Consider the following 16712-nt stretch of genomic DNA (forward strand, 5'->3'; position numbering starts at 1 on the left):
AACTTACATCGTATGAGTGGGACGGTCGGACTTCAGGGCTCCGGCCAGATGGGTTTCGATGCGACTGCGGGCGGTGTTGTCGCCATCGTTGAACTGCACGCCGACGCCCGCCGCGCGGTTGCCTTGCGCCCCTTTGGGGGTGATCCAGGCCACTTTGCCGGCGACCGGTATCTTTTCCGCCTCGTCCATCAGGTGCAGCAGCATGAACACCTCATCGCCCAACCGATAGCTTTTGTTGGTCGGGATGAACAGGCCGCCGTTCTTGATGAACGGCATGTAGGCGGCATACAGCACCGACTTGTCCTTGATGGTCAGGGAAAGGATGCCGTTGCGCGGCCCGGGGCTGACAGGTTCATTCATGTTGACCTCCACTGCTGATCTTCAGAGTCTAGGCACACACCGCCGCTTTTGCGGCGCTCTCGCAAGCGTCAGCGCTGGGCAGGCAAGCCCGCCCACTGCACCAGCAGCGACTCCAGCAACAGCGCCGGATTGAGGTTGGCCTTGCTCAGCACCTTCTGGCGCTGGGCCAGGATCCAGTCCTGAATGTCGAGCACTTTGCCCTGGGCGCTTTTCTGCGCCAGGTACTGCACGACCTTCTGCATGTCGCTCAGACCCAGGCCGGTTTCATCCTGGGTCAACTGATAGCGCAGGATCAGGTTCGACCAATCGCAGAACCAGTCGAACAGGCGCAGCATCGGAATATTCTTCCATTCCTCGGCCAGCTGCATCGGCGATTGCTGTTGCTTGAGCAGCTTCTTCACCCCGTCGACCACCTGCGCCCGCTGCTCGCGCACGCCCTGATTGTGCAGGGTGACCGCCGCCAGCGGCGAACCGGCGGCCAGGGTCAACAGTTCGACACGCTCGTCTTCGGAACATTCCGGCAAGGCGCCGGCCAGCCAATTCAGGCTCATCGCCTCGCCCGGCAGCGGACAGGCCTGCTGCACGCAGCGGCTCTTGATCGTCGGCAGCAGGCGGCTCGGCTGATGGCTGACCAACAGCAGCACGGTATCGCCGGAAGGCTCTTCAAGGCTCTTGAGCAAGGCGTTGGCGGCGTTGATGTTCATCGATTCCACCGGTTCGATCAGCACCACCTTGCGCCCGCCCAGTTGCGCGGTCTGCACCACAAAGCTCACCAGATCGCGCACCTGGTCGACCTTGATCGCCTTGTCGGCCTCCTCCGGCTCCAGGATGTAGTTGTCCGGATGGCTGCCGGCCTTGAGCAGCAGGCAGGATTTGCATTCGCCGCAGGCGTCCGGTGTCGGGCGCTGGCACAACAGGCTGGCCATCAGCCGTTCGGCCAACGCCCGCTTGCCGATGCCGGCAGGCCCGTGCAGCAAGTAGGCGTGGGCGTGCTGGCTGCGTCCGGCCAGTTGCTGCCAAAGGCTGTCCTGCCAGGGGTAGGCTTCAGCCACGGCTGCGCTCCAGGAGACGCGGCAGCAAGGCGTCGAGGGATTGCTGAACCTGCGCCAAGGGCTGCGCGGCATCGATCAGCACATAGCGCTTTGGGTCAGCCTCGGCCCGCTTGAGGAACGCGCCGCGCACCGCTTCGAAAAACGCCTGACCTTCCAGCTCGAACCGATCCAACCGGCCACGGGCAGCGGCCCGGGCCAGACCGACGTCCACCGGCAAATCGAAAACCAACGTGAAGTCCGGACGCAGATCGCCCTGGACAAAGCTTTCCAGCGCGGCGATGCGCTCCAGCGACAAACCACGGCCGCCGCCCTGGTACGCATAGGTCGAATCGGTGAAGCGGTCGCACAGCACCACCGCTCCCCGGGCCAGCGCCGGACGGATCACTTCGGCCAGGTGCTGGGCACGGGCGGCGAACACCAGCAGCAGTTCGGCGTCGGAGTTCATGACTTCGTCGGCCGGGGCCAACAGCACCTCGCGGATGCGTTCGGCCAGCGGCGTACCGCCGGGCTCGCGGGTCAGCACCACTTCGATGCCGGCGGCGCGCAGCCGCTCGGCGAGGTATTCGCGGTTGGTGCTTTTGCCGGCGCCTTCCGGGCCTTCCAGGGTGATAAACAAGCCAGTCACGGACAGTCCTTCATCAAATTCATTGCGTCGTTTGCGGAGCGGTCGCCTCAGGGGCCGGCGCCGGCTCCTGCGGCGGAACCGGCGGCAACGACTCCGGCGCAGCATCGGGCGCGGCGGCGGGGATCACGTCATCGCCTGCCGGTGCGGTCTCCTGCGTCGGGGCCTGGCCGGCCGGCGCAGGGCTGGAGCGGTAATCGGCACGGCGCTTGAGCTGAAACTCGCGCACCGCGTTGTTGTGCGCCTCCAGGTCGTCGGAGAACACATGGCTGCCGTCGCCCCGGGCGACAAAATACAGGCTGTTGCCTTCCACCGGGTTGAGGGCGGCATGGATCGCCTCGCGTCCGACCATGGCGATCGGCGTCGGCGGCAATCCTGGAATCACATAGGTGTTGTACGGCGTGGCTTCCTTGAGATGGGCCCGGGTCAGTTTGCCGGTGTAGCGGTCGCCCAGCCCGTAGATCACGGTCGGGTCGGTCTGCAGCTGCATCCCGAGCGCCATGCGCCGCACGAACACGCCCGCGATCTGGCCGCGCTCCTGAGGCACGCCGGTTTCCTTCTCCACCAGCGAAGCCATGATCAGCGCCTGGTAAGGCTCGGTGTAAGGTGCATCGGCCGAGCGGTTCTCCCACTCCTTGGCCAACACTTCGTCCAGGCGGTCGAAGGCCTTCTTGAGCAGTTCGGTGTCGCTCATGCCACGCACGAAACGGTAGGTGTCCGGGAAGAAACGGCCTTCCGGGAACAAGCCGCGATGGCCGATCTTCTCCATCACCTGGCTGTCGCTGAGGCCGTTGAGGGTCTGTTCGAGCTTCTCGTCCTTGGCCAAGGCGGCGCGCACCTGATGGAAGTTCCAGCCTTCGACCAGGGTCAGGCTGTACTGAACCACATCGCCCCGCTTCCACAACTCGATCAGCCCGTTGACGGTCATGCCCGGCTGCATGCGGTATTCACCGCTGTGAATCGGGGTTCCGGCCAGGTTGAATCGCCAATAGACCCGCAGCCAGAAAGCGTCCTTGATGACGCCGTCCGCTTCGAGCCCGAGGAACGTGCGGGTGGGGGTCGACCCCTTGGGAACATTCAGCAGTTCTTCCTGCGTGATGTTCAGCGGCTGTTCCAGCGCCGAATGGATCTTCCAGGCGCTGGCGCCCATCAGCAGCCCTGCCAGAACCAGTCCGGTCTCCAGCAGCAGCAAAAGTTTACGTCTCACGAATCAGGCATCCAGTAGCGCGCGGGCAATGGTTTGCAGTTTACGGGTGAGCGGACCAACCGGCCAGCTCAGTGCAGCGCAGGCACGTACCGGCCAGACGCCATAGACGCTGTTGCAGACAAACACTTCATCGGCCCATTGCAGCTGTTCGAGGCCGATGTCGGTGATTTGGGTGGCAATTCCGAGGGCACAGGCCTGTGACAGCAGCTCGGCGCGCATCACGCCGGCCACCCCGCAGCGCTTCAGGTCCGCCGTGACCAGGACGCCGTCGCGCACCAGGAACAGGTTGCTGAACACACCCTCGATCACCCGGCCGGCCTGGTCGAGCATCAAGCCTTCGGCGTGCTCGCTGTCCTGCCATTCGCTGCGGGCGATGACCTGTTCGAGTCGGTTGAGGTGCTTGAGCCCGGCGAGGAGCGGCTGGTGGGAAAGGCGCGTGCTGCACGGAAACAGGCGGATGCCCTGCTCACCGTGGGCGGCGGGATAGGACGGCGCAGGGCTGGCCTGCAGAATGCGCCGCCCCGGCGCCGTCGTGTCGGGCGCGTAACCGCGCTGGCCGTCGCCCCGGGTGAGGATGAGCTTGAGCACACCCTCCCCCATCGCAAGCGCATAGCTCGACAGCTCATCGCGGATCCGCTCGGGATCGGCCGCGATGGCCAGGCGCGAACAGCCTTCGGCCAGACGCGCCAGATGCCGGTCCAGCAGCAACGGTTGCCCGCCCCGCACGGCGATGGTCTCGAAAAGACCGTCGCCGTAGGCCAGGCCGCGATCTTTCAGCGACAGTGCGTCAGCCGGTTGACCGTCGACCCAGCAGTCCATCAGCCGGCGAACCGACGGAACGCCAACGTGCCGTTGGTGCCGCCGAACCCGAAGGAGTTGGACAGCACGACGTCGATGTCCATGTTGCGCGCGGTGTGCGGCACGAAATCGAGGTCGCAGCCATCGTCCGGCTCATCGAGGTTGATCGTCGGCGGCGCCACCTGGCTGTTGATCGCCAGCACGCTGAAGATCGCCTCGACCGCGCCCGCCGCACCCAGCAGGTGGCCGGTCATGGACTTGGTCGAACTGACCGCCAGCCGGTAGGCATGGTCGCCGAACACGGTCTTGATCGCCTGGGCTTCGGCGAGGTCGCCGGCCGGGGTCGAGGTGCCGTGGGCGTTGATGTACTGCACCTGGTCGGCGTTGATCTTCGCGTCGCGCAGCGCATTGGTGATGCAGCGCGCGGCACCGGCGCCGTCGGCGGGCGGCGACGTCATGTGGTAGGCGTCGCCGCTGGTGCCGAAGCCGATCAGCTCGGCGTAGATGGTCGCGCCGCGGGCCTTGGCGTGCTCCAGCTCTTCAAGCACCAGGGCGCCGGCGCCGTCGGACAGCACGAAACCGTCACGGCCCTTGTCCCATGGACGGCTAGCGCGGGTCGGCTCGTCATTGCGGGTCGACAGCGCACGGGAGGCACCGAAGCCGCCCATGCCCAAGCCGCAGGCGGCCATTTCGGCACCGCCGGCGATCATCACGTCGGCTTCGCCGTACATGATGTTGCGGGCGGCCATGCCGATGCAGTGCGTGCCGGTGGTGCAGGCCGTCGCGATGGCGTAGTTGGGGCCCTGTGCACCCAGGTGGATCGACAGGAAACCGGAAATCATGTTGATGATCGAGCCCGGCACGAAGAACGGGGAAATCCGGCGTGGGCCGGTCTCATGCAACGTGCGGCTGGTCTCTTCGATGTTGGTCAGTCCGCCGATGCCCGAACCCATGGCCACGCCGATGCGTTCGCGGTTGGCGTCGGTGACTTCCAGGCCGGCGTTGCGCACGGCCTGAAAGCCCGCCGCGAGACCGTACTGAATGAACAGGTCGAGCTTGCGCGCTTCCTTGACCGACAGGTATTCCTCGACATTGAAGCCCTTTACCGAGCCGCCGAAACGGGTGGAATAGGCAGAAAGGTCGGTGTGTTCGATCAGACCAATGCCACTGCGGCCAGCCAGAATGCCCTGCCAACTGCTCGGCACGTCCGTGCCCAGTGGCGACAACATACCCATACCGGTGACTACGACGCGTCTACGCGACACAGCACTCTCCTTTTTCAAATGACGATTTGCATCAGACCTAAAGAAAAAACCGCACGCCATGATGGCAGTGCGGTTTTTCCATGACAGCGAACAACGATTACAAACTATTACGCCTGATGAGCGTTAACGTAATCGATTGCAGCTTGTACGGTAGTGATCTTCTCGGCTTCTTCGTCAGGGATTTCGGTCTCGAATTCCTCTTCCAGAGCCATCACCAGCTCAACGGTGTCAAGGGAGTCGGCACCCAGGTCGTCAACGAAGGAAGATTCGTTCTTCACTTCTTCTTCTTTAACACCCAGTTGCTCGGCAACGATTTTCTTGACGCGCTCTTCGATGGTGCTCATACCTTGTTTTCACTCCTAATGGACAAATTCAGGCAGCTGGCCAGTGGGTAAGTGTATAGAAAGGCTTTTCAGCTTTTCAACTGAAAGCTTCACTCCTCGAACCCTGCGGCCCCCTGCCTATAAAATAGATTGCAGCTTTATAACGGATTTTAGACAGCTCGTATGACATTTTTTTGAAGCAATCCGTCACATTTGTCTTACATGTACATCCCGCCGTTCACCGGGATTGTAGCCCCGGTCACGTATGCCGCGCCGTCGGAGGCAAGGAAAGCGACCACGGATGCGATCTCTTGAGCCTGCCCCAGACGACCCAGCGGAATTTGCGTCTGCAAGGCTTCACGCTGCGCTTCCGGCAGCTCGCGGGTCATATCGGTATCGATGAACCCTGGGGTCACCGAGTTGACCGTAATCGAACGCGAACCGACTTCACGAGCCATCGCACGGCTGAAACCTTCCAGACCGGCCTTGGCGGCCGCATAGTTTACTTGCCCGGCGTTGCCCATGGCACCCACCACCGAGCCGATACTGATGATCCGACCCCAACGCGCCTTGGTCATGCCGCGCAGAACGCCCTTGGACAGGCGATACAGACTGTTCAGGTTGGTATCGATCACGTCGTACCATTCGTCGTCTTTCATGCGCATCATCAGGTTGTCACGGGTGATGCCGGCATTGTTGACCAGGATCGCCGGCGCACCGAACTGCTCCTGGATGCTTGCCAGCACCGCGCTGACCGATTCGTCGCTGGTGACGTTGAGTTCCAGGCCGGTGCCCTGGATGCCGTGTTCCTTCAGGGTGGCGGCGATGCGCTCGGCGCCCGAGGCGGAGGTCGCGGTGCCGACGACGATGGCGCCTTGACGACCCAGTTCCAGGGCGATGGCCTGGCCGATGCCACGGCTGGCGCCGGTGACCAGTGCAACTTTACCTTGCAGACTCATGCAAGCTTCTCCTGATTCAGGCCAGCGCTGCGCGGGCGGCAGCGAAAGCGTCTGGGGTGTTGAGGTTGGAGGTCGATACGCCTTCGGCGCAGCGCTTGTTCAGACCGGCCAGGACTTTGCCCGGACCGCATTCGACCAGGCTGGTGGCGCCATGGGCGGCCAGGGTCTGCACGGACTCGACCCAACGCACCGGCTTGTACAGCTGCTCCAGCAGATCGCGCTTGAGGGTGTCCAGATCCGCCGGCACCTGCGCGCTGACGTTCTGCACCACCGGGATCTGCGGCGCCTGCCAATCGATGGCGGCGACGGCTTCGGCGAAGCGCTCGGCGGCCGGACGCATCAGCTCGCAGTGCGACGGCACGCTGACCGGCAGCGGCATGGCACGCTTGGCGCCCTTGGCCTTGCAGAGCTCGATGGCGCGGTCGACGGCTGCCTTGGCGCCGGCGATCACCACCTGGCCCGGCGAGTTGAAGTTGACTGCGCTGACCACTTCGCCCTGTGCCGCTTCGGCGCAGGCAGCCCGCACGTCAGCGTCTTCCAGGCCGAGGATGGCGGCCATGCCGCCCTGGCCGGCCGGAACCGCTTCCTGCATCAGTTGGCCGCGGCGCTCGACGAGCTTGACCGCATCGGCCAGGCTCAGGCTGCCGGCGGCGACCAGCGCGCTGTACTCGCCCAGGCTGTGGCCGGCGACGAACGCCGGACGCGCGCCGCCTTCAGCCAGCCACAGGCGCCACAGGGCGATGGAGGCGGTCAGGATGGCGGGTTGGGTTTTGTCGGTCTGGTTGAGCAGCTCTTCCGGGCCCTGCTGGGTCAATGCCCAGAGGTCGTAGCCCAAGGCGTCGGAGGCCTCTTTGAAGGTTTCGAGGATCAACGGATGTTCCGCGCCCAGCTCGGCCAGCATGCCGAGGGACTGCGAACCCTGTCCTGGAAAGACGAATGCGAGGGAAGCAGACATGTAACAAGCCCCTAATGATCTTGTCGTCGAAGAATTGGCGCCCCGCCGGGGGACGCAAGAAACTGACAGTTGGATGGCCCTTTGAACCGGGCGGTCACATTTAAGCATTGTCCGACGAAAACGCCTAAGACAACAAATCACCCAGACGACCGTGAAGACGCTCGGGCAGGTTCTCCTGAATTTCGATCAGGGCACGCTGAATGGCGCTCTGAAAGCCCTGCACCCCTGCCGAACCGTGACTTTTCACCACAATGCCCTGCAACCCGAGGAAACTCGCGCCGTTGTGCCGTGCCGGCGCCAGATCGGCCTGCAAACGCTTCATCAACGGCAACGCCAGCGCGCCGATCGCACGGGACGCCAGGTTTTTCCTGAACAGCGCCTCGATCCGCGCCGCGATCATCGCCGCCAGGCCTTCGCTGGACTTGAGCAGGATGTTGCCCACGAAGCCGTCGCACACCACGACATCCGCCTCGCCCCGGTACAGACCGTCCCCCTCGACGAACCCGATGTAATGGATGCCCCGGGCCGCCTGCAGCAGCGTGGCGGCCAGCTTGACCTGCTGGTTGCCCTTGATGTCTTCGGTGCCGATGTTCAGCAACGCCACCCGCGGACGGGCGATGCCCAGGGTCTGCGCCGCCACCGAGCCCATCACCGCGAACTGCAGCAGATGCTCGGCGCTGCAGTCGACGTTGGCGCCCAGGTCGAGCAGCTGGCAATAGCCTGTCTGGGTCGGGATGGCCGCGACCATCGCCGGACGGTCAATGCCGGGCAAGGTCTTGAGCACGAAGCGGGAGAGCGCCATCAGCGCGCCGGTGTTGCCGGCGCTGACGCAGGCCTGGGCCTTGCCGTCGCGCAGCAGCTCAAGGGCGACGCGCATCGACGAGTCCGGTTTGCCGCGCAGGGCCTGGGCGGGTTTTTCGTCCATGGTGACGACTTCGGACGCCGGCATGATCGTCAGGCGCGAGCGATCCGCAGCCGACTGGCCGCTGAGCAGTTCTTCAAGCAGGGAGGGTTGACCGACGAGGGTCAGGTGCAGCGAGGGTGTGGCGGAGAGGCAAGCGAGGCTGGCCTGAACAATGCTGCGGGGACCGAAGTCCCCGCCCATTGCGTCAATCGCGATGACTTGAGCGGACAAGTGATTACTCGTCGGCGCCCTTGTCGATCACTTTACGGCCACGGTATACGCCTTCTGGCGATACGTGGTGACGCAGGTGTACTTCACCGGTGGTTTTTTCCACGGACAGAGCGTTCGCCTCGAGAGCGTCGTGCGAACGGCGCATGTCACGGGCAGAGCGGGATTTTTTGTTCTGCTGAACAGCCATAATTGATTAACTCCTAAACGTTTGGGTCACGCTTTAACTGCGCCAATACACTGAACGGGTTGGACCGCGTTACCTCGTCCTCGCTCGGCTCGGGCTCATCTGCGCCCGCCGGCTGCTGGCATTCTTCCGGATGATGAGCAGGCACAATGGGCAAGGCGAGCAGAAGCTCTTCCTCGATCAGTGACTGCAGATCCAAAGGATCTTCGCCCAGTTCCAGCACGTCATAACCTTTCGGTAACGACTGGGTATTCGCACCCTCCTTCACCACCGCGTAACTGCATTCGCTGTGGATCGGCAGGGTGACCAGCTCAAGACAACGCTGGCAAACCATTTTGACTTCAGTGTCGATAACGCTGTGGATCACCACGGCATTACGTTCATCTCGTTCAAAAACGAATTTGGCCTGCACCGTACCGACATCGTCGGAAAGCGGGTCGCAGAGTCTCTCCAAATCGGCCAGCAGCAGCTCACCTTGAAGGGTGGCGCCACGATCAGCCAATTTGCGCGGGTCAACGTGAGGTGGAATCGGGTCATTCAACATAGGCGCAGCATTATAGGGATGCCCCCGCCCATGTCAAAGGAAATTCCGCCCTGTCCGTCAGTTGCCTGCCTCCGCTAGAATCCCGCCCCTGCCTCAGGAGACGCGAATGCTGCCTTTATTACTCGCTTCAAGCTCGACGTACCGCCGGGAATTGCTCAGCCGCCTGCGCCTGCCGTTCACCTGCCGCTCGCCGGACATCGACGAAAGCCACCGCCCGGGCGAGTCCGCCACCGAGCTGGTCAAACGCCTCGCCGAACAGAAGGCCCGCGCCCTTGCCGGCAGCCACCCCGACCACCTGATCATCGGTTCCGACCAAGTCGCCGTGCTCGGCGAGCGCATCATCGGCAAGCCGCACACCTTCGAAAAGGCCCGCGAACAACTGCTGGCCGCCAGCGGCGCCGGCGTCACCTTCCTCACCGGCCTGGCCCTGCTCAACAGCCGCACAGGCCACTGCCAGATCGACTGCATCCCTTTCACCGTGCACATGCGCATCCTGGACGAAGCCCGCATCGAACGCTACCTGCGCGCCGAACAGCCGTACGACTGCGCCGGCAGCTTCAAGGCCGAAGGCCTGGGCGTGAGCCTGCTCCAGCGCACCGAAGGCCCGGACGCCACCAGCCTGGTCGGCCTGCCGCTGATCCGCCTGACCGACATGCTGCTGGCCGAGGGCGTGCAAATCCCTTGACCACAAAAAACCGGCCCTCAAGGCCGGTTTCCGTTGTCAGCAAGCGCTCAGCGCAGCGACGGACCGTGAAAGCCCATCCACATCGCCAACTGCTCGGCCACGCTGGCGCCGAGCTTCTTGGAGAAACGGTCGAACGGCGATTCCTGCACCGTGAAGTCCACCAACTCCTTTTCGCCGATCACGTCACGGGCCACCGAACTGGCGTTGCCCAGCCCGTCGATCAACCCCAGCGGCAAGGCCTGCTCGCCGGACCAGACCAGGCCGGAAAAGAGCTCAGGGTGCTCCTTGTCCTTGAGCCGGTCGCCACGCCCCTTCTTGACGCTGTTGATGAACTGCTGATGCGTCGTGTCCAGCACACCTTGCCAGAACGCGGTCTCTTCAGGCTTCTGCGGCTGGAACGGATCCAGGAATGACTTGTGCTCACCAGAAGTGTAGGTGCGACGCTCGACCCCCAGCTTCTCCATGGTGCCGACGAAGCCGTAACCCGCCGCCGTCACGCCGATGGAGCCCACCAGACTGGCCTTGTCGGCATAGATCTGGTCCGCCGCACTGGCGATGTAGTAGGCACCGGACGCCCCGAGATCGGAAATCACCGCATACAGCTTGGTGTCCGGATTGAGGCCGCGCAGGCGCTTGATCTCGTCGTACACGTACCCGGACTGCACCGGACTGCCGCCAGGACTGTTGATCCGCAGGATCACGCCCTTGACCTTCTTGTCCTCGAACGCCGCCCTCAGGCTGCCGACGATGTTGTCGGCGCTGGCCGGCTCCTTGTCGGCGATCATGCCGTTGATGTCGATCAACGCCGTGTAGTTCGAGCCGCGGGTGGCGTTCTTTTCCATGTCCATCAGCGGCGTGAACAGGATCAACGCAACGAACAAGTACACGAACGTCAGCAGCTTGAAGAAGATCCCCCAGCGCCGCGAGCGGCGTTGTTCCTGCACGCTGGCCAGGAGGGTCTTCTCCAGCAGCTTCCAGCTCTTTGCGTCACCGTCGTCGGCACTTGCCTTGGCCGGTGCTTTCCATTCGTCGGTCATGCCATCCACCCCAGCGAAAACGTATTAGGCCTGCTGCCCCAGCCAGGCATGCAATTGGGAAAAGCGATCGATCGCCAGGCGCGGCTCGAACACCTGCAACGCCTCGATCGGCTGAGCGCCGTAACTGACCGCCACCGACCCCATGCCGGCGTTGCGCGCCATCTGCAGGTCGAAGGAAGAGTCCCCGACCATCAGCGCCTGCGCAGGCTCCACGCCGCAATGGGCGAGGATCTGCTCAAGCATCAGCGGGTGCGGCTTGCTCGCGGTCTCGTCGGCGGCGCGGGTGATATCGAAATAATCTTCCCAGCCGTGCGCCCTCAGCACCCGATCCAGACCGCGCCGGGCCTTGCCGGTCGCCACCGCCAGGCGGTAGCCGTCGGCGCGGAACGATTCCAGCGATTCCGCCACGCCCTCGAACAGCGGCGAAGGCACGGCTTCGGCAGCGATGTAGTGATCGGCGTAGTGCCCGCGGAAGGCGATCAGTTCATCATCGCCGATCTCCGGGTACAGCGTGCGGATCGCCTCGGGCAACCCCAGCCCGATGATGCCCTTGACGGCAGAATCATCGCGCAATTCAAAGCCGGAACGCTCGGAGGCGACGTGCATCGCCTCGACGATCCGACCGATGGAATCGGCCAGCGTGCCGTCCCAATCGAAGATCAGCAGCTCGTAGTCAGGGTGCCGCACTGAGTCGCTCCACGGTCTTGGCCCACATGTCGTCCACCGGGGCCTGCAATTTCAGTTCACCGCCGTCGGGCAGCGGCACCGTCAGCATGTACGCATGCAGAAACAGACGCTTGCCGCCCAGCTCGCGGATTTCCTTGGTGAAATCGTCATCGCCGTACTTGCTGTCACCGGCGATGCAATGCCCGGCATGCAGGGTGTGCACGCGGATCTGGTGGGTACGCCCGGTCACCGGCTTGGCCTCGACCATGGTCGCGAACTCGCCGAAGCGACGCAGCACCTTGAACACGGTCAACGCTTCCTTGCCCTCGTCGTTGACCTCGACCATGCGCTCACCGGAACGCAGGTTGCTCTTGAGCAACGGCGCCCGCACCTGCTTGATCGATGTGGCCCAATGGCCGCGTACCAGCGCCATGTACCGTTTGTCGACGCCGTCGCCGCGCAATTGCTCGTGCAAGTGGCGCAGCATGCTGCGCTTCTTGGCGATCATCAGCAGGCCGGAGGTGTCGCGGTCGAGGCGGTGCACCAGCTCCAGCTCCTTGGCATCCGGACGCAACTGACGAAAGGCCTCGATCACGCCGAAGTTCAGCCCGCTGCCGCCGTGGACCGCAATGCCGGCAGGCTTGTTGATCACGATCAGGCCCTTGTCTTCGTAGACGATCGACTCTTCCAGGCGCTGCAGCAGGCCCTGGGCGACCGGCACCGGCTCGTCGCGCTCAGGCACGCGAACCGGCGGCACGCGCACGACATCGCCGGCCTGCAGCTTGTACTCAGGCTTGATCCGACCCTTGTTCACGCGCACTTCGCCCTTGCGCAAAATGCGGTAAATCAATGTCTTGGGCACACCCTTGAGGCGGGCGAGAAGGAAATTGTCGATTCGTTGGCCGGCATATTCCGGCGAGACCTCAAGCATTTGAACGCCGGAAGTCGGAGGGGTCGTAGTCGTCATGGCGCGGATGATAACAATTTTTATGGAATTGAAGCACTTAATCATTGCTGCTATAGTCGCGAACGCCGCCAAAAGCGGCCTGGACAGCGGAACCACGGTCAAAGACCGGCCCTGACCAACGCAATTCACCAGGACGCAAGGCCGTCCTACGGGGCTTTCGCTACGTAACGGTGGAGTTTGCAGATGCAACGAGCGCAGGTGACATGAGGCCTGATTCACGCCGCCAGGCAGAGTTTCCACTCGCCAGGCGCGCCATATTCACGGCCAGTTCACAAAGTGCAGTCGTCTGCGGATGACCCCGAGCGAAGGCGTCGGAAACATCGCCTGAAAAGCCATGATGCGTGACCTCCCCAAACCGGAGCTCACGGTAAATGCCAACCCGCTGCGGATTCTGCGCGCGGCAGCACCCGAATTATCAGGGATACGTGTAGGGTGGAGATGCACAACCGCTGGACTGCGTAGCGACAGGCTTTATCAAGACGCTTCATCCCGTCCGCAGCCGCCGGTTGATTCCTCCTCCTGACTGAGTGCTTAAGTAGCCACAGCAAGCAGGACGCGTACGTCGCGATACCCGCGCCACAGGCCGGACATCGCTGGACACGGGAATGGCCAGCCACTCCCGACGCACCTGACACCGACCGTGAGAAGTCGTGTGTGCCGAACGCCGTTTCCGGCAGCCCGGAAACCGACGGTACTACATGAAAAGAATGCTGATTAACGCAACTCAACCCGAAGAGTTGCGTGTTGCCCTGGTAGACGGCCAGCGCCTCTACGACCTGGACATCGAGTCCGGTGCCCGCGAGCAGAAGAAGGCCAACATCTACAAGGGCCGCATCACTCGCATCGAACCTAGCCTCGAGGCCGCCTTCGTCGATTTCGGCTCCGAGCGCCACGGCTTCCTGCCCCTTAAGGAAATCTCCCGCGAATACTTCAAGAAAGCCCCCGAAGGCCGCGTCAACATCAAGGACGTCCTGAGCGAAGGCCAGGAAGTCATCGTCCAGGTCGAGAAAGAAGAGCGTGGCAACAAGGGCGCCGCCCTGACCACCTTCATCAGCCTGGCCGGCCGTTACCTCGTCCTGATGCCGAACAACCCGCGTGCCGGCGGCATCTCCCGCCGCATCGAAGGCGAAGAGCGCAACGAACTGCGCGAAGCGCTGAACGGCCTGGTGGCTCCGGCCGACATGGGCCTGATCGTGCGCACCGCAGGCCTTGGCCGCAGCAGCGAAGAGATGCAGTGGGACCTCGACTACCTGCTGCAGCTGTGGACCGCCATCAAGGAAGCCTCGCTGGACCGTTCCGCGCCGTTCCTGATCTACCAGGAAAGCAACGTCATCATCCGCGCCATCCGCGACTACCTGCGCCAGGACATCGGCGAAGTGCTGATCGACAGCGTCGAAGCCCAGGACGAAGCCCTGACCTTCATCCGCCAGGTGATGCCGCAGTACGCCAGCAAGATCAAGCTGTACGAAGACAGCGTGCCGCTGTTCAACCGTTTCCAGATCGAAAGCCAGATCGAGACCGCCTTCCAGCGCGTCGTCGAACTGCCGTCCGGCGGCTCCATCGTCATCGACCCGACCGAAGCCCTGGTGTCCATCGACATCAACTCGGCGCGCGCCACCAAAGGCAGCGACATCGAAGAGACCGCCCTGCAGACCAACCTTGAAGCCGCCGAAGAGATCGCCCGTCAGTTGCGCCTGCGCGACATCGGCGGCCTGATCGTCATCGACTTCATCGACATGACCCCGGCCAAGAACCAGCGCGCCGTGGAAGAGAAAGTCCGCGAATGCCTGGAAGCCGACCGCGCCCGCGTGCAGATCGGCCGCATCTCGCGCTTCGGCCTGCTGGAGATGTCCCGTCAGCGCCTGCGTCCGTCCCTGGGCGAAAGCAGCGGCATCGTCTGCCCGCGCTGCAGCGGCACCGGCATCATCCGTGACGTCGAGTCGCTGTCCCTGGCGATCCTGCGCCTGATCGAAGAAGAAGCCCTGAAAGACCGCACCGCCGAAGTCCGCGCCCAGGTGCCGATCCCGGTGGCCGCGTTCCTGCTCAACGAAAAACGCAACTCGATCACCAAGATCGAACTGCGCACCCGCGCCCGCATCGTCATCCTGCCGAACGACCACCTCGAAACCCCGCATTTCGAAGTTCAGCGCCTGCGCGACGACAACCCGGAAGCGGCGAACAACCAGTCCAGCTACGAGATCGCCGCTGCCGCCGCCGAAGCCGAAGAAGCCCAGCCGACCGCCGCGACCCGCACCCTGGTACGTCAGGAAGCGGCCGTCAAGACCGCTCCGGCCCGCGCCAACGCTCCGGTTCCGACCGAAGCCGTCGCCCCGGCCCCTGTGGCCCCGGCCCCTGTCGCTGCGCCTGAGCCAAGCCTGTTCAAGGGCCTGGTGAAATCCCTGGTCAGCCTGTTCGCCAGCAAGGAAGAGCCTGCCGCTCCGGTCGCGGTCGAAAAACCGGCCACCGAACGCCCGGCCCGCAACGAAGAACGCCGCAACGGCCGTCAACAGAGCCGCAACCGTAACGGTCGCCGCGACGAAGACCGCAAGCCGCGCGAAGAGCGTGCGCCGCGTGAAGAACGTGCACCGCGCGAGCCTCGTGAAGAGCGTCAGCCACGCGAAGCCCGTGAGCCACGTGAACTGCGTGAGCCTCGCGAAGCCCGTGACGATGCGCCGACTGCCCGCGAAGAGCGCGCACCGCGTGCCCCGCGTGAAGAACGTGCGCCACGCGCACCGCGCGAAGACCGCAAGCCACGCGGCGAGCGTGAAGAGCGCGTGCGCGAACTGCGCGAGCCTCTGGATGCCGCACCGGCCGCCGCCGCTGAAGAGCGTCCGGCGCGTCAGCCACGCGAAGAGCGTGCGCCGCGTCCTCCGCGTGAAGAGCGTCAACTGCGTGCCGAGCAGGCCGCTGCCGCCGTGGCGGAAGAGGAACTGAACGCACAACCGGTCGTCGGCGAAGAGCAACTGCCGGAAGACGGTTCGGAAAGCGCCGAAGGCGACCGCCCACGCCGCCGTTCCCGTGGCCAGCGCCGTCGCAGCAACCGTCGCGAGCGTCAGCGTGATGCCAACGGCAACGTGATCGAAGGTTCGGACGAGTCCGAATCCGGCGAAAACGTACCGACGCCAGCCGCTGCCGACCTGGCCGCCGGCCTGGCGGTCACCGCTGCCGTCGCCGGCACCGTGATCAGCGCACCGGCCGAAGCCGAGGCCAACGAACAGGCCGAACGCGCCACCGCCGCCGCTCAGGACGCTGCACCAGCGGAAGCGCCGGTCGTCGAAGCGACCTCGCCGGTGGAAGCGATTGCCGCACCGGAAGTCGAAGTGGCTCCGGCCCGCGAAGAACAGCCTCAGGCTGAAGCGGTCGCCGAACCAGCCGTCGCCGAGGCACCGGTCGTTGTCGAAGAGTCGGTTGTCGAAACCGTCGCTGAAACCGTGACCGAAACCGTGCGTGAAGTCCGCGAAGAGCAGACCGCATTCAACTGGGCCGCCGAGCCTGCTGCCGAACCTGCCGTCGCCGAAACGCCTGCGCCTGCCGTTGAGGCAGCGCCGGTTGAAGAAGCCAAGGTAGAGGAAGCGGCTGTCGAGCCGGCTCCAGCCGTCGAAGAAGCGCCAGCCGTCGCCGAAGCTGCACCAGCAGCAGAAGCGGCTCCGGCCAGCGCCCTGAGCCCGAGTGGCCGCGCCCCGAACGACCCACGTGAAGTGCGTCGCCGCAAGCGTGAAGCCGAAGCCGCTGCTGCAGCCGCCGCTGCCGCAACCGTTGCCGTCGTAGAGCCGGTCGCTGAAGCCGTGGTCGAGGCAGCCCCTGCCCAGGTCGCCGAAGAAGCCGCTGCGCCGGTTGAGTCCGTGATCGACGAAGCGCCGCGCTCCGTACAGGAAGCGGTCGAGCAGCACGAACGGTCCGAGGAAAAAGAACACGAGAGCAAACCGCTCGTCTGATTCCGACAGCCGTTAAAA

Annotated in this window: 17 protein-coding genes; 2 read left to right on the forward strand and 15 right to left on the reverse strand. The window is 64.1% G+C overall.

The annotated features are described in order from the left end of the window. Positions 1-3: 3 nt before the first annotated feature. From CAG31_RS03675 to CAG31_RS03730, 12 genes are all read right to left on the reverse strand, one after another. Positions 4-360 carry a PilZ domain-containing protein gene (locus CAG31_RS03675; RefSeq protein ID WP_085578113.1) on the reverse strand — a complete coding sequence of 119 codons (357 nt, stop codon included), beginning with the start codon at positions 358-360 and terminating at the stop codon, positions 4-6. Positions 361-428: 68 nt separating this feature from the next. Then, positions 429-1412, reverse strand: coding sequence for a DNA polymerase III subunit delta' (locus CAG31_RS03680; protein ID WP_085578114.1), 984 nt, complete (start codon positions 1410-1412; stop codon positions 429-431). After that, the gene (gene tmk / locus CAG31_RS03685) at positions 1405-2037 is read right to left on the reverse strand and encodes a dTMP kinase (RefSeq protein ID WP_085578115.1); all 633 of its coding nucleotides are present in this window, start codon (positions 2035-2037) and stop codon (positions 1405-1407) included. Before tmk ends, CAG31_RS03680 begins: the two co-directional genes overlap by 8 nt. Before the next feature lie 19 nt (positions 2038-2056). Next, the gene (gene mltG / locus CAG31_RS03690; RefSeq protein ID WP_085578116.1) at positions 2057-3241 is read right to left on the reverse strand and encodes an endolytic transglycosylase MltG; all 1185 of its coding nucleotides are present in this window, start codon (positions 3239-3241) and stop codon (positions 2057-2059) included. Between the two features lie 3 nt (positions 3242-3244). Next, positions 3245-4060, reverse strand: coding sequence for an aminodeoxychorismate lyase (gene pabC / locus CAG31_RS03695; RefSeq protein ID WP_085578117.1), 816 nt, complete (start codon positions 4058-4060; stop codon positions 3245-3247). Then, positions 4060-5304 (reverse strand): beta-ketoacyl-ACP synthase II, encoded by a 1245-nt coding sequence (gene fabF, locus CAG31_RS03700; protein WP_085578118.1) that lies wholly within the window; start codon positions 5302-5304, stop codon positions 4060-4062. The genes pabC and fabF overlap by 1 nt, the downstream gene beginning before the upstream one ends. Positions 5305-5411: 107 nt before the next feature. Next, positions 5412-5648 (reverse strand): acyl carrier protein, encoded by a 237-nt coding sequence (gene acpP, locus CAG31_RS03705; RefSeq protein WP_085578119.1) that lies wholly within the window; start codon positions 5646-5648, stop codon positions 5412-5414. 197 nt (positions 5649-5845) lie between these two features. Then, positions 5846-6586, reverse strand: a complete 741-nt coding sequence (gene fabG / locus CAG31_RS03710; protein WP_085578120.1) for a 3-oxoacyl-ACP reductase FabG — start codon at positions 6584-6586, stop codon at positions 5846-5848. Between the two features lie 16 nt (positions 6587-6602). After that, positions 6603-7541 (reverse strand): ACP S-malonyltransferase, encoded by a 939-nt coding sequence (fabD, locus tag CAG31_RS03715; protein WP_085578121.1) that lies wholly within the window; start codon positions 7539-7541, stop codon positions 6603-6605. A gap of 124 nt (positions 7542-7665) precedes the next feature. Beyond that, entirely contained in the window at positions 7666-8676 is a 1011-nt protein-coding gene (gene plsX, locus CAG31_RS03720) for a phosphate acyltransferase PlsX (RefSeq protein ID WP_085578122.1), read from the reverse strand. Between the two features lie 4 nt (positions 8677-8680). Continuing rightward, on the reverse strand, positions 8681-8863 hold the full coding sequence (rpmF, locus tag CAG31_RS03725) for a 50S ribosomal protein L32 (protein WP_009406838.1): 183 nt from the start codon (positions 8861-8863) through the stop codon (positions 8681-8683). Positions 8864-8876: 13 nt separating this feature from the next. After that, a complete protein-coding gene (locus CAG31_RS03730) occupies positions 8877-9404 on the reverse strand; it encodes a YceD family protein (RefSeq protein WP_085578123.1) in 528 nt (175 codons plus the stop codon). A gap of 106 nt (positions 9405-9510) precedes the next feature. Between CAG31_RS03730 and CAG31_RS03735 the strand changes: the two genes are divergently transcribed. Beyond that, positions 9511-10089: a nucleoside triphosphate pyrophosphatase gene (locus CAG31_RS03735; protein WP_085578124.1), complete on the forward strand. Its 579-nt coding sequence runs from the start codon at positions 9511-9513 to the stop codon at positions 10087-10089. A 47-nt stretch (positions 10090-10136) separates the two neighbouring features. On the opposite strand, the gene CAG31_RS03740 is transcribed toward CAG31_RS03735, so the two are convergent. Genes CAG31_RS03740 through rluC form a run of 3 tightly spaced genes read right to left on the reverse strand, consistent with a single transcriptional unit; the run spans position 10137 to position 12759 of the window. After that, positions 10137-11126: a S49 family peptidase gene (locus tag CAG31_RS03740; protein ID WP_085578125.1), complete on the reverse strand. Its 990-nt coding sequence runs from the start codon at positions 11124-11126 to the stop codon at positions 10137-10139. Positions 11127-11150: 24 nt separating this feature from the next. Continuing rightward, entirely contained in the window at positions 11151-11813 is a 663-nt protein-coding gene (locus CAG31_RS03745; protein WP_085578126.1) for an HAD-IA family hydrolase, read from the reverse strand. After that, positions 11800-12759 (reverse strand): 23S rRNA pseudouridine(955/2504/2580) synthase RluC, encoded by a 960-nt coding sequence (rluC, locus tag CAG31_RS03750; RefSeq protein WP_085578127.1) that lies wholly within the window; start codon positions 12757-12759, stop codon positions 11800-11802. Before rluC ends, CAG31_RS03745 begins: the two co-directional genes overlap by 14 nt. 698 nt (positions 12760-13457) lie before the next feature. On the opposite strand from rluC, the gene rne reads away from it, so the two are divergent. Next, entirely contained in the window at positions 13458-16694 is a 3237-nt protein-coding gene (gene rne, locus CAG31_RS03760; protein ID WP_085578128.1) for a ribonuclease E, read from the forward strand. Positions 16695-16712: the final 18 nt, after the last annotated feature.

Source organism: Pseudomonas sp. R25(2017), from assembly GCF_002112565.1.
Taxonomy (GTDB): domain Bacteria; phylum Pseudomonadota; class Gammaproteobacteria; order Pseudomonadales; family Pseudomonadaceae; genus Aquipseudomonas; species Aquipseudomonas ekonensis.